The sequence below is a fragment of the Nocardiopsis sp. CNR-923 genome (assembly GCF_001942255.1).
Classification (GTDB): Bacteria; Actinomycetota; Actinomycetes; order Streptosporangiales; family Streptosporangiaceae; genus Nocardiopsis.
Genome location: NZ_MKKC01000070.1, coordinates 1 through 18,985 on the forward strand (window position 1 = coordinate 1; position 18,985 = coordinate 18,985).

Sequence of the window (18,985 nt, forward strand, 5' to 3'; positions counted from 1 at the left end):
CTGGCGGCGGCGATCTGGCACAACTGGGAGACCGGGGCCCCGGTCAAACGGTCCCTGATCGCCTACGACCACTGACAACATCGGAATCACTCATCTAGGGTCTGGCCGTAGAAGCCGTCACCACGGCGGGCGTGCCGCGTCGCGGGCGTCCGGCGTCCGGCTGCCGGAGGCCCGCGGGGGCGCGGTGGAACCCGGGGGCCCACCGCGCCCCCGGGTGGGGTCAACTGGCGGCGTCGCCCGCGATGAACCGCTCGACCGCGTCGTGCGCCTCGCCGTCGCTGTACTGCACGGGCGGGGACTTCATGAAGTAGGAGGACGGCTCCAGGATCGGGCCGCCGATCCCGCGGTCCTTGGCGATCTTCGCGGCGCGCACCGCGTCGATGATGATGCCCGCGGAGTTGGGGGAGTCCCAGACCTCCAGCTTGTACTCCAGGTTCAGCGGCACGTCACCGAACGCCCGGCCCTCCAGGCGGATGTAGGCCCACTTGCGGTCGTCCAGCCACGGCACGTGGTCCGACGGGCCGATGTGCACGGACCCGGCGTTGAGTTCGTGGGGGATCTGCGAGGTGACGGACTGGGTCTTGGAGATCTTCTTGGACTCCAGGCGGTCGCGCTCCAACATGTTCTTGAAGTCCATGTTGCCGCCGAAGTTCAGCTGGTAGGTACGGTCGACGACGACGCCGCGGTCCTCGAACAGCTTGGACAGCACCCGGTGGGTGATGGTGGCCCCGATCTGCGACTTGATGTCGTCGCCGATGATCGGCACGCCCGCCTCGGTGAACTTCGCGGCCCACTCGGGGTCGGAGGCGATGAACACGGGCAGGGCGTTGACGAAGGCCACGCCCGCGTCGATGGCGCACTGGGCGTAGAACTTGTCGGCCTCCTCCGAGCCCACCGGCAGGTAGGACACCAGCACGTCGGCCTGGCTGGCCTTGAGCGCCGCGACGACGTCGACCGCGTCCTCGGGGGACTCCTGGATCATCTCGCGGTAGTACTTGCCGAGCCCGTCGTAGGTCGGGCCGCGCATGACGGTCACGCCGACCGGCGGGACGTCGCAGATCTTGACCGTGTTGTTCTCGCTGGCCACGATGGCGTCGGCCAGATCGTGACCGACCTTCTTCGCGTCCACGTCGAAGGCCGCGACGAACTCGATGTCGCGCACGTGGTACGGGCCGAACCGGACGTGCATCAGGCCGGGAACCCGGGACTCCGGGGCGGCGTCCTTGTAGTACTGCACGCCCTGCACGAGTGACGCCGCACAGTTGCCGACGCCCACGACGGCTACACGTACCGAACCCATAGGTCCTTGCTCCTTCTTCTCCGCGAACATGGATTCCACAGCGCACGACGGCGGAACCGCCCCGGCCGTGGCCGGAACCGTCGCCCCGCGTCCGTATCCGTTTGTGGTCAGCAGCGCACACGGCGGTTCTGTTCCCGTGCACGGCACGCGGGCGCGGGGAGAACATGCATGTCTGGCTGGTTTGTAAGCATTGACTCTATCCTCGCGCCCCTGAGGAGCCGCATGTCAGAGGGGTGACACGCGGGTGCGGGGCGGGGCCCGGGATCGCGGCGGGACGGGGCGTGCCGGGCTCCCCAGCGCCCGGTTCGCGGCGAATGTCACACGGGCGCCCTTGGGCTCGGAACCGGTCAGAAAACGCCTGGGACCTGCGCTTTCATCGGTTCCCACCCCCTCGCCCGCCGGTGTGCCCTGCCGGACGCGTTACCCTCGCGCGTGGGTTGTGCTATACGGTTCCATCGCTCTAACGTGGCCTGTGATTTGCGTGCGCGGCCAGTGGCACCCCGGGCGCCGCCTTCGCCGCGGCGGTGGCCCCGCCGGAGTAGGGCGCCGGCACGGGGCGGTGCCCCAGCAGGTCAACGACCAGGAGGAAGCAGCGCGGCCAACGTCTTCGCGACCCGTTGAAAACCCACCGGAGGGGCTGAGCGTCCCCCTAGTGAGCCTTCGACGACAGGCGTATCGGCGGAGTCGGACGAACGAGTCGTCCCACGCCGGTCGACCGCGGACAGGTCGCGGATCACTGATCCCCCAGGGGGACCACCCCCCGTTCCACCCAGGAATCGTCAGGCCGACCGGCCGTGAGAGGCAATCGAGGACCACGTGAGTACCGAACGACGACGGAATGCCGACGGCGGCCGTCGCAGGGCCCAGGGCCCGGGCGACGGTCCACGGGGCGGCGGACGACGTAGGGCGGACGGGCCCCCGCCGGAGGGCCGTGCCGGAGGACGCCGACGCCCCGACGACGAGGGCGGCTTCTGGGCCGACGGACCCGCCGAGCGCCCCCGGCGTCCCCGCCCCCAGTCCGACCAGGCGCGCGCCGAGGGCGGCCCCCGCAGGCATCCCGACGCCCAGCGGCGCCGCTCCCCGGAGGGCGCCGGGGAGCGGCCCCGGCGCGGCCCCCCGAGGACGGGGACCGGCCGCGCCGACGTCCCGAGGGCGACCGGCCCCGGCGACGTCCGGAGGGCGCGGCGGCCGGTGGTCGCCGGCGCGCGGACGGGCCGCGTGACCCACGCGAGCACGGCGCGCGTTCCGAGGGCGGCGGTCGCGGACCGGGACGCGGCGGCGGTGGACGCGGCGGCGGTGGCGGCCGTCGGCGCGGGCGCAGGAGGAGCCGGACGACCGCCCGTGGATCAAGCGGGCCTGGTCCAAGAGCTGGAAGCCGCTGCTGGCCCTGTGCGGGCTCATGGTCATCGGGGGCGTGGCCGCCTTCGCGATCCTGTACTCGATGACTCCCGGCTATGTGGAACTGAACGCAGCGGCGCAGGAACCCCCCTCGCCACCCAGATCTTCTGGGCGCCCGCGGAGGAGGGTGCTGACCCCGAGGTGGCGGTGACCACCGGTGAGGTCCAGCGGGTCAGCGTGGAGACCGACGAGATCCCCCAGACGGTCGTCAACGGTGTGCTCGCCGCCGAGCAGGACGGCTTCTACGACGACCCCGGCATCGACATCATGGGGATCGGGCGCGCGATCGCGTTCGGCGGTTCCGCGGGTGGCGGCTCCACCATCACCCAGCAGATGGCCCGCAACTACTACACCAACGAACTCAGCTCGGAGCAGACGTACTCCCGCAAGATCCGTGAGATCTTCATCGCGATCAAACTGGACCAGGATCTCGACAAGGACGAGATCCTCACGATGTACCTGAACACGATCTACTTCGGGCGCGGCGCCTCGGGCATCGAGATGGCCGCCGAACGCTACTTCGACAAGGAACTCGACGAGCTGGACGACGCCGAGGGCGCGTTCCTGGGCCTGATCATCCAACAGCCCAGCAAGTTCGAGAACGTGCAGGAGGGCGACGACTTCTGGTACACGTACCTCACCGAGGAGCGCTGGCCCTACATGCAGAGGCAGCTGGCGCGCATGCACGAGGATTCGGGTGGCGAGAGGGGCCTGAGCGAGGACCAGGCCATGGCCCTGGAGATCCCCACGCGGGTCGAGTACAACCCCGAGGGTGAGATCGCGCAGGAGGAGGGCGAGGACTCGGAGGACACCGCGAAGTACGGATACGTCCGGCAGGCGGTGACCAGCGAGGTCCTGCGCCGCTACGAGAACGTCGACGAACAGGTGCTCGCCATCGGCGGCTACCGGGTGGAGACCTCCCTCAACTCCCAGCTGATGGACGCGGCGTCCAGGGCCTTCGAGGAGCTTCCGCCGGTGTCCGGTTTCGAGCAGGAAGAACTCATGGAGGGCCTCACCGCGATCGACCCCGCCACCGGTCAGATCGTCGCCTTCCACGGCGGGGACGACGTGGTGACCGACACCGACAACTCGCTGATCCACCGGACCCAGGCGGGATCCTCCTACAAGCCCTACGTGCTGGCGACCGCCCTCTCGCAGAACATCGGCCTGCGCACCCAGCTCGACGGCAGCAACGCACGGGAGTTCCCGGGCCTGGTCAGCCCGGTCTCCAACTCCGACAACGCCGACCACAACCCGACCGACCTCATCGACTCCACGGCCAACTCGATCAACACGAGCTACGTGGACCTGGCCACCCGTGTCGACAGTTTGGACTCCATCGACGAGATGGCCGTCAACCTGGGCGTGGGCGAGGAGCAGGTGACGTCCTCGGCGCGCGGTCCGCTCATCGCGCTGGGCACCCACGCGGTCAGTGCGCTGGACCAGGCGAGCGCGTACGCCACCTTCGCCAACGGGGGCGACCACTTCCCCGCGCACATGGTGACCGCGGTGTACGACGGGGAAGGAAACCTGCTCGAACCGAACGACCTCGACGAGATCGAGAGCGGCGATCCGGTGATCAGCGACGGAGTGGCCGCCGACGCCACCTACGCCATGCGCCAGGTGGTCGAGGCCGGCGGTGGCGACGCCGCCCGCCTCTCCGACGGCCGACCGGTGGCGGGCAAGACCGGTACGTCCTCCAGCGCGGTCTCGGCCTGGTTCGTCGGGTACACGCCGAACCTGACCGCCGCGGTCGGGCTGAGCCGAAGCACCGCGGAGCCGTTGGCGTTCGAGAGCGTGGGCAACAGCGCGGTGTTCGGTGGCAGCACCTCCGCGCTGGTGTGGAAGGCGTTCATGGAGGAGGCCGTCGGGATCCTGGAGCTGCCGCCGGACGACTTCCCGCCGCCGCAGTACGTCGGTGAGGAGATGAACTTCGCGCCGACGCCGACCGCGAGCGAGGAGCCCTCGGAGGATCCGTCCGAGTCGCCGAGCGAGGATCCGTCCGAGTCGCCGAGCGACGACGACCTGTGCGACCCGAACAACCAGGGCAACGGCAACGGCAACGGCCTTCCGGGCTGTGACGACGACGGCGAATGCGATCCCCGCTTCGATCTCAACTGTGAGATCCCGTCGGGTCCGCCCGGCCCGTCGGATGAGTGCGGGCGCTTCGACTTGGACTGCCAGGAGCCCGAACCCACCACGGACCCCACGGACGATGACACCGGGACCGGCAACGAGCGCAACAGGCAGGGGGTCGGCAACGCGCTGGTCCGCCCCTCACGGGAGGACTGACCCGGCCACACGGCCAAGATCGGGGGCCGGTGCGCGACCATCCCGCGCACCGGCCCTTCGCGTGTCCACGCCCCCGGACGCTTCGTTGACCTGTCCACAGATCCGCACACGTCAACCGACGCGGTGCGTGTCGCTGGTAATCTTGCATTTCGTATGGCTCAGAGCCCACCCGGCGTCCCGCTCACGCGGAGCGGAGCACGCCTCGGGCTCCTGCCCTCCTGCCATGGAGATTCCATGGCCGCGACAGTCCAGAGGAGGAACGCACGCCTATGCGTCGTTACGAAATCATGATCATCCTCGAACCCGGCCTCGACGAGCGCACCGTCGCCCCGTCACTGGAGAACTTCCTCGCCGTCGTCCGCAACGACGGCGGGAAGGTCGAGAAGGTCGACATCTGGGGCAAGCGCCGGCTCGCCTACGACATCGACAAGAACGCCGAGGGCATCTACGCCGTCATCGACCTCACCGCCGAGCCGGCCACGGTCAAGGAGCTGGACCGCCAGCTCGGGATCAACGAGTCCGTACTGCGCACCAAGGTCATCCGGCCCGAGGTCCGCTAAGAGGGCGTTCACGCCCGCACCCCCCGCCCCCCGTCGTCCGAGTATGTCGGTACCGGCACGGATGATCGGGGGAGCAGGCGACCCCGCCTGATCCGACTATCTCGAACCGGAGCCGATTCATGGCAGGCGAAACCCAGATCACGCTCGTCGGCAACCTCGTCGACGACCCTGAACTGCGCTTCACGCCCAGCGGAGCCGCGGTCGCCAACTTCCGTGTGGCGTCCACGCCGCGCACCTTCGACCGCCAGTCGGGTGAGTGGAAGGACGGCGAGTCCATGTTCCTCACCTGCACCGTCTGGCGGGCCTACGCGGAGAACGTGGCCGAGAGCCTCCAGCGTGGCATGCGCGTCATCGTGCAGGGCAGGCTGAAGCAGCGCTCGTACGAGACCCGCGAGGGTGAGAAGCGGACCGTCTTCGAGATCGACGTCGACGAGGTCGGTCCGGCTCTGCGCAGCGCCACCGCCAAGGTGACCAAGACGCAGCGCCAGGGCGGCGGAGGCGGCGGTTTCGGTGGCGGCCAGCCCCAGGGCGGCGGCTACGGGAACCAGGGCGGCGGTTTCGGTGGCCCGCAGGCGGCCAGGGCGGCCGTAGCGGCCCTCCGGCCGACGACCCGTGGGCGACCAACGGCGGCGGCGGTTTCGGCGGTGGCGGCGGCGGAGGCTTCTCCGACGAGCCGCCGTTCTAGTCGCCCCGCCCGTATCCGACCCGGTGCCCGCCCCTGGGCGCCGAGTCACCATCCACATGTCCACAGACCATCCCCGGGAGGACCCCGGGGCTCTTGCGAAGGAGCACCACGATGGCCAAGGCGGCAGCTCGCAAGCCCAAGAAGAAGGTTTGCCTCTTCTGCCAGGAGAAGCAGTCCTACATCGACTACAAGGACACCACGCTTCTCCGTAAGTTCATCTCCGAGCGCGGCAAGATCCGCGCCCGCCGCGTCACGGGCAACTGCACCCAGCACCAGCGCGACGTCGCGACCGCGATCAAGAACGCGCGCGAGGTGGCCCTGCTGCCCTACACCAGCACCGCGCGCTAGCCGGGATTTTCCGAGGGAGGTTTTTGTCGTGAAGCTGATCCTGACCCACGAGGTCAACGGTCTCGGAGCCCCCGGCGACGTCGTCGAGGTGAAGAACGGCTACGGTCGCAACTACCTGCTGCCCCGCGGGTTCGCCATCCGGTGGACGCGCGGCGGTCAGAAGCAGATCGACCTGATCCAGCGTGCGCGCGCCGCGCGCGACATCCGCACCCTGGACGAGGCCAAGCAGGTCGCCGGCCAGGTCAGCGCGCTCACCGTGCGGCTCAAGCAGCGCGCCGGCGAGGGCGGTCGTCTGTTCGGCGCCGTCAAGCCCGCGGACATCGTCGAGGCGGTCAAGGCCTCCGGCGGTCCCGTGCTGGACAAGCGCCGGATCGAGATCAGGACGCCGATCAAGTCCGCTGGTTCGCACCAGGTCCAGGTCCGCCTGCACCCTGAGGTCTCCGCGCAGATCAAGCTGGACGTCGTCGGCGCCTGAGCCGAACCGTTCCACGCGTCGGTGCCCCGCTTCTCCATGGGAGAGGCGGGGTATCCGCGTGTTGGGGGGTGTGTGGCGAGGGAGGCGGGGGGACACGCCAAGGAACCGGAACGCACTCTTTAGCTACGCATTGTAACTTATCGTGTTCTCTGTGTCGGTATCGCGCGTAGTGATACCCCGCACGGAGAGGACGACGAACATGTTCGTTAGACCCAACCCCGGTCGGCCGCGACTCGTGGACCGCCGCACCGTGCTCCGGGGGTCCGCCCTGGTGGCGGGAGGAGCGCTGCTCGGTGGAACGGCGGGAGTGTCCGTCGTGGACACGGCGCTCGCGGCGGTGAAGCCCAAGATCTACGAGCGGTCCGACTGGGGCGCCCGTCGGCCGAGGACGTTGGTCGACGTCCTGCCCAAGCCGCCGACCCACATCGTCGTGCACCACACGGCCACGGCCAACACGTCCGACATCTCCACGTCGCACGCCGCCGCGCTGTCCCGCGCGATTCAGCGGCACCACATGGACACCAACGGCTGGAACGACACCGGCCAGCAGCTGACGATCAGCCGCGGCGGCCACATCATGGAGGGCCGGGACAAGTCGCTGCCCGCGATCTGGGACGGCAGGCACGTGGTCGGCGCGCACACCGCCAACCACAACTCGCACACGATCGGGATCGAGAACGAGGGTCTGTACTCCTCCGTCACGCCGCCGGACGAGCTGATGGAGGCGCTGGTGGAGACGTGCACCTGGCTCTGCCTCGTCTACCGGCTCAACCCGTCCGAGGCGATCGTCGGCCACCGCGACTACAACGCCACCGCGTGCCCCGGTGACCGGCTGTACGCGTTGCTGCCCAAGCTGCGCGGGAACGTGGAGTCCAGCCTGCGGGAGAAGCTGCGGCACCTGAGCCGGGTCGCCGGGACCCAGCTGACCCTGGAGCAGCTGCCCACCTACCCGCCCACCCCGCACGGAGAGCGGACCATGCCCTTCTACCACGGCCCGGCCGTGGGGGAGTTCGACGTGGTCGCGTGACACCCCACCGGACCGCGTACCGGGTGATGCCGGGGAGAGGGGCGCGGAGCCGCGCCGCACACGGTGCCCTGGGACGGAGGCACGCCCTCCTCCGTCTCCCGGGCGGTGCGCGGCGTCGACCGCGTCGGCCAGGACGCGGTCGAGATGACCCGGGGCCGCCGCCACGTCAGGAAGCTCCTCGGCCACCCGGACGCGTACGGCCTCCCCCTCACTGCCGCGCTGGTCCACGGCGGAGCACACCGACTTCCGTAGCCGCACCCGGGTAGACCCGGGGGAGTGCGCCACGTGTCATCACTGCGCCTCCCACCGGTTCCAGCCCGGCGCCTCGAAGGAGTGAGGGGTCGCCGTTGACATGTCCTGACGTGGACGTGTCGGTGTGTCGACATTCGAGCCACGGCGAGCGGGTTCCTCGCCGGTTCGACCACGTCCTGTCGGAGGGCTGAGCACAATGGGGGGTGGACCCCGCGCGCCCATCGACCCCTTGCACAGCGCGCGGGGCCCGATCCTCCCCGGGCCGGAGCCCGGGGCGGGGTTCAGGGGCGGCGGGCTCCGGTCACCAACCACGCGGCGCCGCGCGCACGCGCCCCGAGCGTGACCGCCCGTGCGAGGATCCATATGGAGAACGCCGCCCACAGGCCGACCAGCGCCCATGGCTCGCTGCCCGCCAACCGGGGCAGGACCAGGGCGAACGGGAGGAAGACGAGCATGGTCCACAGCGACGCCCAGGCGAGGTAGCGCTGGTCGCCAGCGCCCATGAGCACGCCGTCCAGGACCATGGTCACCCCGCTCAGCGGCTGCAGCAGGGCGGCGACGACCAGCGTGGCGACGATGAGCGCGCGCACCCGGGGGTCGTCGGTGAACGGGACGGGCGCCCAGGGCAGCACGGCCAGCAGCAGCACCATGAACACCAGACCGAGCAGGACACCCCACTCGACCATGCGACGGGTGGCGTTCCGTGTTCCGGGAACGTCTCCCGCGCCCAGATACCGGCCCACGATCGACTGCCCGGCGATGGCGATCGCGTCCATCGCGAACACCAGCAGCGCCCAGATGTTGTAGCTCACCTGGTGGGCGGCGATCGACTCGTCTCCCAGCCGCGCGGCGACGGCCGTCGTCACCAGGAGCACCACACGCATCGACACACTGCGCAGGAACAGGGCGAACCCGGCCGAGGCCGAGGAACGCAGCCCGCCCAGGCTGGGCGCGAGGGACACCCGTTCGCGGCGCGCGGCACGGGCGACCATCGCGACGTACCAGAACGCCCCCGCGCCCTGGGCGATCACCGTCGACCAGGCCGAACCAGCGATCCCCCAGTCCAGCACCAGCACGAACACCGCGCACAGCGCCGCGTTGCCCACATACGAGGCGACGGCGACCAGCAGCGGGGTCCGTGCGTCCTGGAGGCCGCGCAGCACCCCCGTCCCGGCCATGACGATGAGCAGGAACGGCGTGCTCAGCAGGCTGATCCGCAGGTAGGTGAGCGCGTGGGGGCGCACGTCCGCCGAGGCTCCGAGCAGGTCGACGAGCGCGGGTCCCAACGGCCAGCCGACGGCGATGGCCGCCGCACCCAGCAGGACGGCGAGCCACAGTCCGTCGACCCCGTCGCGGATGCCGCCGCGCACGTCCCCGGCGCCGAACCTGCGCGCGACCGCCGCCGTGGTCCCGTAGGCGAGGAAGACGCACACCGACGCCAGCGTCAGCAGGACCTGACCCGCCACGCCCAGCGCGCCCAGGGACTGCGTGCCGAGGGTGCCGACGATCGCCGTGTCGGTCAGCAGGAACAGCGGTTCGGCGACGAGGGCGAAGAGGGAGGGGACCGCCAGGGCGAGGATCTCGCGGTCGTGGCGGTGGCGGAACGGGGCCGCCGAGAGGAGTTTCGGCATGACTTCGTCACAGTACCGGACAGGCGTTCGACGGGCGCTGGGGCGTTGTCCACAGCCCCTCCCGGGCCTGTGGATAACTTGTGGAAAGGGGGTTCGTGAGACATCTTTCACGTGTCAGGCGACGCTGTGTTTTTGCAGGTGGAGGCCGATATGTGTCGATGGTGCCAAAGTTATCCACAGGTGATGTGCACAACCCTTGTCCCGGATGCCCCGCAGAGACCGGGAGACGGTGGTAAAGGACGGGTCCACAACCCGATCCGCGGCGTCCCCGCTCCCGGGCATGCGGCATGCTGGAAGGGTCGGTCCGCGTCCGGACCCGACACGAAGCACTGCCCCTGGGAGAGAGTTCGTGAGTGTTGCCGAGCCGCCGCCCGACGAAGGCGGGTACGAGCGAACACCCCCGCACGACATCCAGGCGGAACAGAGCGTCCTCGGCGGCATGCTGCTCTCCAAGGACGCGATCACGCAGGTCGTCGAGATCATCCGGTCCGCGGACTTCTACCGCCCGGCGCACCAGATCATCTACGAGTGCGTCGTCGACCTCTTCTCCCGGGGCGAGCCGGTCGACGCCATCTCCGTCAACGCCGAGCTGACCAAGCGCGGCGAGGCCACGCGCGTCGGCGGCGCCACCTACCTGCACACGCTGACCGAGGCCATCCCGACCGCGGCGAACGCCGGCTACTACGCCAAGATCGTGTCCGACCGAGCGGTCCTGCGCCGGCTGGTCGAGGTCGGCACGCGCATCGCCCAGATCGGCTACGCCGGGGACGGCGAGGTGGACGACCTCGTCGACCACGCGCAGGCCGAGGTCTACAAGGTGGCCGAGAAGCGCACCGGCGAGGACTACGTCATCCTCGGCGACGTGATGCCGGGCGCGCTGGACGAGATCGAGGCGATCGGCGCCCAGGACGGCACCCTCACCGGCGTGCCCACCGGTTTCGCCGACTTCGACGCCCTGACCAACGGCCTCCACCCCGGCCAGTTGGTCATCATCGCCGCCCGCCCGGCCATGGGAAAAAGCACCCTGGCCTTGGATTTCGCCCGGGCGGCGTCGATCAAGCACGAGATGACCTCGGTCTTCTTCAGCCTGGAGATGGGGCGCAACGAGATCGTCATGCGCCTGCTCTCGGCCGAGGCGCGCGTGGCCCTGCACACCATGCGCTCGGGGCAGATGACCGACGAGGACTGGGCCCGTCTGGCGCGGCGCATGGGCGAGGTGGCCAGCGCCCCGCTGTTCATCGACGACTCCCCGAACCTGTCGATGATGGAGATCCGTGCCAAGTGCCGACGGCTCAAGCAGCAGCACGACCTCAAAATGGTCGTGGTCGACTACCTCCAGCTGATGTCCTCACCCGGCCGGTGGAGAGCCGCCAGCAGGAGGTCTCCGAGATGTCCCGGTCCCTCAAGCTCCTGGCCAAGGAGCTGGAGGTGCCGGTCATCGCGCTCTCCCAGCTCAACCGCGGTCCCGAACAGAGAACGGACAAACGCCCACAGGTGTCCGACCTGCGTGAGTCGGGTTGTCTTGTCGCCGGCACCCGGGTGTTGCGGGCTGACACCGGGACCGAGTCGACCATGGGAGAGCTCTACCACTCTGGAGAGCGGGACATCCGGGTCTGGTCACTCGACGAGCGTCTGCGGCTCGTTCCCATGACGATGACCCACGTCTTCTCCAGCGGTGTGAAGGAGGTCTTCAGGCTGAGGTTGGCCTCTGGCCGGGAGGTCACCGCCTCGGCCAACCACCCGTTCCTCACGCTGGACGGATGGCAGCCGCTGGCGGAGCTCGCCGTCGGAACCCGGCTCTCGGTGCCCCGACGCCTTCCAGCGCCGATCGAGACGAGGGTGTGGCCCGAGGCCGAGGTCGTCATGCTCGCGCACATGATCGGGGGCGGATCCTCAGTGCGACGCCGGCCGATCCGTTTCACGAGCGACGACGAGGCGAATCTGGCGGCGGTGACCCAGGCGGCGAAGCACTTCGGCGTCACGGCGATACGCGAGGAGCACACGGCCGCGCGCGTCGCCACTCTGCGGCTGCCAGCGCCCCCGCGCCTGACACACGGGAAGCGCAACCCCATCGCCGCGTGGTTGGACGGGTTGGGTCTCCTCGGCCTGCGCAGCCACGAGAAGTTCGTGCCCGACGAGGTCTTCGGCCTCACTGACGATCAGGTCGTCCTGTTCCTCCGTCATCTGTGGGCGACGGACGGCTGCGTGTCCTGGGATGAGGAGAACGGCCGAGCCCGCCTCTACTACGCCTCGACGAGTCGGCGGTTGGTCGACGGCGTGACGCGACTGCTTGGCCGCGTCGGCATCATGAGCCGGATCAAGGTGACTCGTCAGGGTGCACACGGGGTCGGCTACCAGCTGCATGTGACCGGACTCGATGACCAGGCGCGGTTCGCGGAGCGCGTCGGCTGCCACGGGGCCCGCGGCGAGAGTCTCACGGCATGTGCGTCCGAACTGACCTCCAGGAAGGCCGACACCCACCTTGACACGATCCCTCCGCAGATCTGGGACCGGGTGCGCACGACGCTTCGGGAGGAGGAGACGACGTACAGGGAGTTCGCCTCTGCGTCGGGGACCGGGTTCCGCGGTGGCGCCCAGTGCAGGACAGCGCCCGGCCGGGCTCGACTCGCGCGGGTGGCCGAGGTGCTCGACGATGCTGACCTCGAACTGCTCTGCACGAACGACGTCTTCTGGGACGAGGTCGTGGCGATCGAGTCCCTGGGGCGGCAGGAGGTCTTCGACGCCACGGTCCCGGGCACGCACAACTTCGTCGCGGACGGCGTCAACGTCCACAACTCGATCGAGCAGGACGCGGACATGGTGATCCTGCTGTACCGCGAGGACGCCTACGACCAGGAGTCCCCGCGGGCGGGCGAGGCGGACATCATCGTGGCCAAGCACCGCAACGGTCCCACCGCCGACGTGACCGTCGCTTTCCAGGGCCACTACAGCCGGTTCGTCGACATGGCGCCCGGTTAGCGGTCCGCCCCGGGACGTGACGACGGGCGCCACGCCCCCGAGGTATCGGTTCATACTTATCTCGGTTTGTGGTCAAGCCCATTTATCGACAAAGAGTTACGTAGACATTACTCACAGTGAGTATCGCGGATCACCCTTCCCCCGTCGAGTTCCAGGCGGCGACCGGTGAACCGCGATCGCGCGCGGCGGTCGTGTGTGACGATCACCAGCGCCCCGGTGTACTGGGACAGCGCTTCCTCCATCTCCTCCACCAGTCCGGGCGACAGATGGTTGGTGGGTTCGTCCAGGAGCAGCAGGTCGTGAACGCCCGAGGTCAGTCGGGCCACCTCGATCCGCCGCCGCTGTCCGACCGAGAGCGCGGCCACCGGGCGGTCCAGCTCCTCCGGTCGGAAGAGGCCGAGCGAGGCCAGTGCGTCCCGGTGGTCGTCCGGTCGGCCGGGCTGTCCGTGGGCGTAGGCCTCCAAAACCGTTCCGGTCCCCGGTGGCCGTTCCTCCTCCTGCCGCAGGTGGCCCACACGCCCGGCCACGGTCACGGTGCCCGAGTCCGGGAGCAGTTCTGCGCCGAGCAGGCGTAGGAGCGTGGTCTTGCCCGCCCCGTTCGGCCCGGTGACCAGGACGCGTTCCCCTTGGGCCAGCGCCAGGCGGGGCACGTGGAGCCGGCCGTCGACGGAGACGCCCTCCAGCACGGCGGCGGGCGCTCCGGCGGTCGCGGCGCCGGTGGCCGCGGCCGCGAAGCCGCCGCTCATCCGGAGCGGTACCGGCGGCGGGGCCACCGGGTTCTCCGCCAGCCGGTGCAGGCGCTCCTTCGCGATGCGGATCCGGCTCCGGGCCCCGTGGTCACGGCCGCGGAGCCGGAACCCGCCGTGCCCGAAGGCGGCCTTGGCCATCCTGCGCGGGATGCCGTCGAGGCGCTGGGCGTTGACGTCCGCCAGCCGTCGCTGACGTGCGACGTCCATCGTCCACTCGGCGTGCTCGCGGATCCACCGGGCTCTGGCTGCGGCCTTCGCCGCGAGGAACCCGTCGTACCCGTCGCCGTACCGGTGGATCCGGCGGGTGTCGTGGTCGACCTCCAGGACGGTGGTGGTCACCCTGGCCAGGAAGGCTCGGTCGTGGGTGACGGCGACCACCGTGCCGCGGTGCCGCCTGAGCCGTTCCTCCAGCCAGGCCACCGCGCGGTCGTCCAGGTCGTTGGTGGGCTCGTCCAGCAGGAGGAGTTCGGGCGAGGCCGCCAGCATCGCGGCAAGTGCCAACCGCGAGCGCTCACCGCCGGAGAGGGTGCGCAGCGGACGGTCGCGGGCCAGGCCGGGCAGGCCCAGACCGTGCAGACCCGCGTCGACGCGCGTCCGCGTTGTAGCCCCCGCGCGCCTCGAACTCGGCGACCAGGTCGCCATAGGCCGCCAGGTCGGCGGAGGTGGCGGACCCGAGGGCGGCCTCGGCCTCGCGCATCCGTGACTCCAGGTCGCGCAGCACCGCGAGGGCGGAGTCGACGGCGTCCGCGACGGTCCCTGCCGGAATTCCGCCGGAGACCCCGTCGAGGGTCTGCGGCAGGTAGCCGACGCCGCCGGGCGCGCTGACGGTGACCTGGCCGTTGGAGGGGTCCTCCTCCCCGGCGAGCAGGCGCAGCAGCGTGCTCTTGCCGGAACCGTTGTCACCGATGACGCCGACGCGTTCGCCGGGGCTGACGGTGAGGTCGGCGCGGTCGAGGACGACGCGGTCGCCGTACCGCTTGGTGATCTCGGTGAGACGGAGCTGGGACGTGGCCGGGTGTGGGGCGGTGAGCATGAAGAGCCTCCTGGTCCGCGGAGTGGGGTGGGTGGGACGGGGCCGCGGATCGGCCGGGGGCGCGCGTGCGACGGGTTTTCGGACAGGTGCACGCTGACGAGGGGCGTGCTCGGGTCCGAGGAGACGTGATCGTCGAGGCGTCCCTGGGTCGATCGCGGTTCGACGACGCCTACGGAGCCCCACCGCAGGACAGCGGGCGTGGGCGCTCGGAACCTGGCGCCGGGCGCGAGATCACAGGAAGTAGTACAGCCTCATGTAACGAGACGATACGTCTCGTCTCGCTCAAGAGTCAACGGCAGCGGAGTGAGATCGGTGTCACACTGTGAGTGCCTCATGAGGCCACTTTCGGACAGAAAAATCTCCGTTAATGGCTATGCCGATTTGTCGACACGGCCTCGTGCGACGGCCGCCGGAGCGCGGGACGGGACCGTGTCCGGCTCCGCGGGGGAGCCCCCGGCGACGCCGATGGGCCGCCCCTCGGGGCGGCCCATCGTGTGCTCTCCGGTCGGCGGGTGGATCCGCCGAGGCCCTCGGGGCGGCTCGTCAGAGCCAGCGCGCCTCGGGGCGGGACCGGCCGTTCTCGTCGGTGACCATCACCCAGTGCGTGATCGGGTGCTGTGACCGCGTGCTGTCGGCGTTCTCGCGCGGCTGTGGGAGGCGGGCGGCGCCGCTTGAGAGGCGGAGTCGGGTCCCGGGCGCGGTGCGCGTGCGTCGGCGGCCAGTCGTGGATCGAGCGAGGCGCGACGCACTTTCGGTCCTGCGTGCCATGAAGCCCTCCTCGTTTCCGTGCCTGAGGAGTAAAGTTAACTCTATGTTCACTTAATAGTCAATCCAACTCCCTTGTGTGGTGGATGTGGGCACTGGTTCCAGGGCTCGCCTGGAATCGCCTTCTGGGTCGTGCGCGCCGGTGAATGTCCAGTTCAGAAGGGTTGCGTGCGAGCGACAGCGGGTCACGTGCCGCTGGCGGTGTGAGATAGGGGACTGTGGCTTGGCGGCAAGGTGAACGGAAGGTGAACTGGATCCGAACGTGCGGGCTGGAAGGTCCGCGACCGGGGGAGCGCCGACGGCGGGCCGCCCGCGAAACACGAGTGGCACCCGCCGTCGCGGCGGGTGCCACACTCACGTTCGCGGTGGGGCTACTCCTTGAAGATGAGCCCCACGACCTCCAGATAGAGCTGCTCCGGGTACGGAATGAAGTTGATCTTGCTCAGTGCCTGGTCCTGACCGGCCGACTCCATCACGAAGGTGCCGTAGCCGAGGAAGCGCCCCAGCAGGGTCCGCTCGAACCTCATGTCGGTGACCTTGCCCAGCGGCATCATGTTGACCTGCCGGGTGATCAGGCCCGTTGTGAGTAGGAGACGGGCCGAGGTGATGACGAAGTAGTCCACCGACCACTCGGCGACGCGCCAGACGAACCACACGACCACCAGGAGCCACAGCCACCAGATGATCGCCAGTGCCGCGCTGTTGTCCGCGATCTGCGTGTTGCTGAGGATCCCCGCGGCGATCAGCGCTCCGAGGACCGCCCCGACCGGGCCGATGAGGACCGCGGGATGGCGCCTGATCGTCACCACGTCCTGCTCGTGAGGCAGGAGGTAGCGGTTGACCGACGCAGGAGCGCTGTTACTCGACGCTACGAGCCGCATTGAACCGGACCCAACTCCCCGCTACGGCAGCAGTGCGTTGACGAAGCGGGACATCGACTCCGCGCCGCCCATCAGGCCGCCGAGGGCGCTCTGGATCACTCCAGCGGCGCTTTCCGGCTGCGTGAGCAGATAGAACGCCACGAAACCGATGAGCGCGTAGCCGCCCCATTTCTTCAACCTCGCCACGACTGACTCCCCTTGGAATCCACCTGACCCACCAACCCAGCAGTGATTCTTCCATTGACGGTGATGCCCGTAAAGCCTGGAGCGCACTCTCGGCGTGGCGGTATGTCGGCCATTCGACACTTACCGGCTCTGTCCGGTTCCGGTGGTGTTGGTAACCCTGGGGTTGACGGTCCGTAACCGGAGCTGTGGGTGGGGCGGGGAACGGGGACCCTCCCGCTCGGTCCGTCACTCACGACGGTCGGCCTCCGGCCGCAATGCGCGGGCCCGGTCGTCGCCTCCGGAGGCCGGCTAGCGCCGTTCGGCGAAGGCCAGGGCGAGGACCTGGAGATGCTGCCGGGCGATTCGCTCCACGAGGTCGGGGGTGGCCGAGCCGATGACGTCCTCGGCTCCGTGTCTGGCCGCGTCCACGCACCGGGTCACGGTCGAGCCGTGATGCACACCGGAGAACTCCGTGGCCAGCCGGTTGACGACAGGGCCGAAGCTCGGGTCTGGGGAGAACGAGGCGGTGGGGGCGGGAATCTCGGGCATCTCACTCCTTGAGGCCGTGGGGCGGATGGCGAAGCGTGGTCGCTCGGGGGCTTTGGGTAGTCACTCCAGGGAAGCCGGAACCGTCCGTCGGAAGCGGGCGGACACGAGGGGATATCCGTGGACCGTACCCGCTGGAGGCGGTTTCGGGCTGACGGTTTACGCAGGTTACGGGCGGTCAGAAACCATGATCACTTTCGTCTGTTACGTTCCCATCTCGAAATGAATGCGGCTGGTGCAAAGCCGTAGTCGCCGGTTGCGTTCATCCCGGTGGTCACGGGGGTCCTCTGGCTCTCTGCCCGATTTTTGGCTGTTCATTCACTCCATGCCGAAAAGAACCAAAAAGCGCTACCGGGGGTTCGGTAGGGCGCCGACGCCTGATGAGGCGGGTGCGACCGGATCAGGAGCAGCCGTACAGCCGGTCTCCGGCATCGCCCAGACCAGGGAGGATGAAGCCGTTCTCGTTGAGGCGCTCGTCCACCGCGGCCGTCACCACGTGCAGGGTCGCACCGTGGTCAGGGTCCAGGGTTTCGGTCAACTTGTGCTCCACCGCCGTGAGGCCCTCGGGCGCGGCGAGCAGGCAGATCGCGGTGATGTGGTCGGCGCCGCGCTCGACCAGCAGCTTCAGGGCCGCGGCCAGCGTGCCGCCGGTGGCCAGCATCGGGTCGAGTACGTAGCACTGGCGGCCCGACAGGTCCTGAGGCAGACGGTCGGCGTACGTGGCGGGCTGGAGCGTCTCCTCGTCACGGGCCATGCCCAGGAAACCCACCTCGGCCGTCGGCAGCAGACGGGTCATCCCGTCGAGCATGCCCAGACCGGCGCGCAGGATGGGCACGACGAGAGGGGTGGGACGCGTCAGTTGGGTGCCCGTCGTCTCGGCGAGCGGTGTCTCGATGGTGACGTCGGTCACGCGGACGTCCCGCGTCGCCTCGTAGGCGAGCAGGGTCACCAACTCGTCGGTCAGGCGCCGGAAGGTCGGGGAGTCGGTCCGCACGTCGCGCAGGGTGGTCAGTTTGTGCGCGACCAAGGGGTGGTCGACGACCAGGGTTTCCAAAGCGTTCTCCGAGTGAGCTGGGATAACGGGACGGTGGCTGGGGGTGTTTCGGCCAGCCCGAGTCTAACCGTGCGTACCACCCGCGCCCGGGGGCGAAGACGTCCGCCGTGGCGAACCGCGGCCGGCGCTCGTGCCCACGAGGCGGCCGATCCCGGCGGTGTGGGCTCCGGTACGCGTGAGTCGTGAGAACGTGGGGCGCGTTGACGGGTGACAAGGGCGACCCCGGAACGGAAGTGATCGTTACCATGGCACTCGCATGGGCGATCAGGCGTTCCTTCGCCCGCACCGATACACCAGCCGGGTTGGGGTGACGATGACAGTGCTCGATCATGGCGACGACGACTCGGGTGACTTCGCGGCCGTCGCGTACAGGGAAGAGGACTGCTGGGACGTCGACCTGCTCCCGGTGGCCCTCACACACGACCTCAAGGGTCTCATCCACGCGCTGCGCCAGCAGCCCAGTATCAGCGGCTCCCTCGGGCTGGTGGCGGTCGGTGACGACTTCTTCATCATCGTCCGGGTCTACGGCGAGGAGGTCTCCCTCTTCCTCTCGGACGTGACCGCGTCCGTGGACTGGCAGGTGGCCCGGGACGTGCTCGACTACCTCGACATCGACCTCCCCGACGACGACGACCTCGACCAGGTGCTGCCCGCCGGGGACCTGTCGATCGTCGCGGACCTGGGACTGGACGAGATGGAGCTCGGCGCGCTCGCCGGGGACCTCGACCTGTATCCCGACGAGGTGCTGGCCAGCGTGTCCGAACGGCTGGGATTCGCCCAGTCCTTCCAGCGTGTACTTGACGGTATGGGGTAGGGAGAGCTGGAGAACGGCCACGGAGAACAGG

At 69.4% G+C, this 18,985-nt stretch carries 15 protein-coding genes and 3 pseudogenes; 10 read left to right on the forward strand and 8 right to left on the reverse strand.

Features of this window, described 5'->3' with window-relative positions:
* Window positions 1–220 precede the first annotated feature (220 nt).
* A complete protein-coding gene (locus BJF83_RS08725) occupies window positions 221–1,300 on the reverse strand; it encodes an inositol-3-phosphate synthase (protein ID WP_075925895.1) in 1,080 nt (359 codons plus the stop codon).
* Window positions 1,301–2,845: 1,545 nt separating this feature from the next.
* Between BJF83_RS08725 and BJF83_RS08735 the strand changes: the two genes are divergently transcribed.
* The 7 genes and pseudogenes from BJF83_RS08735 to BJF83_RS08765 all read left to right on the forward strand — a co-directional run bounded on the left by BJF83_RS08735 (window position 2,846) and on the right by BJF83_RS08765 (window position 8,337).
* Window positions 2,846–4,990, forward strand: a complete 2,145-nt coding sequence (locus BJF83_RS08735; RefSeq protein WP_262391412.1) for a transglycosylase domain-containing protein — start codon at window positions 2,846–2,848, stop codon at window positions 4,988–4,990.
* A gap of 269 nt (window positions 4,991–5,259) precedes the next feature.
* The gene (gene rpsF, locus BJF83_RS08740; RefSeq protein WP_075925897.1) at window positions 5,260–5,550 is read left to right on the forward strand and encodes a 30S ribosomal protein S6; all 291 of its coding nucleotides are present in this window, start codon (window positions 5,260–5,262) and stop codon (window positions 5,548–5,550) included.
* Window positions 5,551–5,669: 119 nt separating this feature from the next.
* Window positions 5,670–6,235: pseudogene (locus tag BJF83_RS08745) on the forward strand (single-stranded DNA-binding protein).
* Between the two features lie 111 nt (window positions 6,236–6,346).
* Complete coding sequence (gene rpsR, locus BJF83_RS08750) at window positions 6,347–6,583, forward strand: 30S ribosomal protein S18 (RefSeq protein WP_075925898.1); 237 nt, start codon at window positions 6,347–6,349, stop codon at window positions 6,581–6,583.
* 28 nt (window positions 6,584–6,611) lie between these two features.
* Entirely contained in the window at window positions 6,612–7,058 is a 447-nt protein-coding gene (gene rplI / locus BJF83_RS08755) for a 50S ribosomal protein L9 (RefSeq protein ID WP_075925899.1), read from the forward strand.
* A 199-nt stretch (window positions 7,059–7,257) separates the two neighbouring features.
* A complete protein-coding gene (locus BJF83_RS08760; RefSeq protein ID WP_075925900.1) occupies window positions 7,258–8,085 on the forward strand; it encodes a peptidoglycan recognition family protein in 828 nt (275 codons plus the stop codon).
* Window positions 8,086–8,148: 63 nt separating this feature from the next.
* A complete protein-coding gene (locus tag BJF83_RS08765) occupies window positions 8,149–8,337 on the forward strand; it encodes a hypothetical protein (protein ID WP_075925901.1) in 189 nt (62 codons plus the stop codon).
* A gap of 281 nt (window positions 8,338–8,618) precedes the next feature.
* Here BJF83_RS08765 and BJF83_RS08770 read toward each other — a convergent pair whose 3' ends face one another.
* The gene (locus BJF83_RS08770; RefSeq protein ID WP_075925902.1) at window positions 8,619–9,968 is read right to left on the reverse strand and encodes an MATE family efflux transporter; all 1,350 of its coding nucleotides are present in this window, start codon (window positions 9,966–9,968) and stop codon (window positions 8,619–8,621) included.
* 439 nt (window positions 9,969–10,407) lie between these two features.
* Here BJF83_RS08770 and BJF83_RS28755 point away from each other — a divergent pair.
* Both BJF83_RS28755 and BJF83_RS28760 read left to right on the forward strand, forming a co-directional pair.
* A pseudogene (locus BJF83_RS28755) lies at window positions 10,408–11,265 on the forward strand (replicative DNA helicase); the annotation flags it as partial.
* Window positions 11,266–11,357: 92 nt separating this feature from the next.
* The gene (locus BJF83_RS28760) at window positions 11,358–12,947 is read left to right on the forward strand and encodes a DnaB-like helicase C-terminal domain-containing protein (protein WP_262391413.1); all 1,590 of its coding nucleotides are present in this window, start codon (window positions 11,358–11,360) and stop codon (window positions 12,945–12,947) included.
* Between the two features lie 107 nt (window positions 12,948–13,054).
* Here BJF83_RS28760 and abc-f read toward each other — a convergent pair.
* From abc-f to upp, 6 genes and pseudogenes are all read right to left on the reverse strand, one after another.
* A pseudogene (gene abc-f / locus BJF83_RS28765) lies at window positions 13,055–14,729 on the reverse strand (ribosomal protection-like ABC-F family protein).
* Between the two features lie 543 nt (window positions 14,730–15,272).
* A complete protein-coding gene (locus tag BJF83_RS08785) occupies window positions 15,273–15,497 on the reverse strand; it encodes a hypothetical protein (protein ID WP_075925903.1) in 225 nt (74 codons plus the stop codon).
* A 368-nt stretch (window positions 15,498–15,865) separates the two neighbouring features.
* On the reverse strand, window positions 15,866–16,375 hold the full coding sequence (locus BJF83_RS08790) for a PH domain-containing protein (protein ID WP_075925904.1): 510 nt from the start codon (window positions 16,373–16,375) through the stop codon (window positions 15,866–15,868).
* 21 nt (window positions 16,376–16,396) lie between these two features.
* Window positions 16,397–16,561 carry a hypothetical protein gene (locus BJF83_RS27840; RefSeq protein WP_017600717.1) on the reverse strand — a complete coding sequence of 55 codons (165 nt, stop codon included), beginning with the start codon at window positions 16,559–16,561 and terminating at the stop codon, window positions 16,397–16,399.
* A 288-nt stretch (window positions 16,562–16,849) separates the two neighbouring features.
* The gene (locus tag BJF83_RS08795) at window positions 16,850–17,089 is read right to left on the reverse strand and encodes a hypothetical protein (RefSeq protein WP_075925905.1); all 240 of its coding nucleotides are present in this window, start codon (window positions 17,087–17,089) and stop codon (window positions 16,850–16,852) included.
* A 397-nt stretch (window positions 17,090–17,486) separates the two neighbouring features.
* Entirely contained in the window at window positions 17,487–18,140 is a 654-nt protein-coding gene (gene upp / locus BJF83_RS08800; protein WP_075925906.1) for a uracil phosphoribosyltransferase, read from the reverse strand.
* A gap of 313 nt (window positions 18,141–18,453) precedes the next feature.
* Between upp and BJF83_RS08805 the strand changes: the two genes are divergently transcribed.
* A complete protein-coding gene (locus tag BJF83_RS08805; RefSeq protein WP_075925907.1) occupies window positions 18,454–18,954 on the forward strand; it encodes a tRNA adenosine deaminase-associated protein in 501 nt (166 codons plus the stop codon).
* Window positions 18,955–18,985 lie beyond the last annotated feature (31 nt).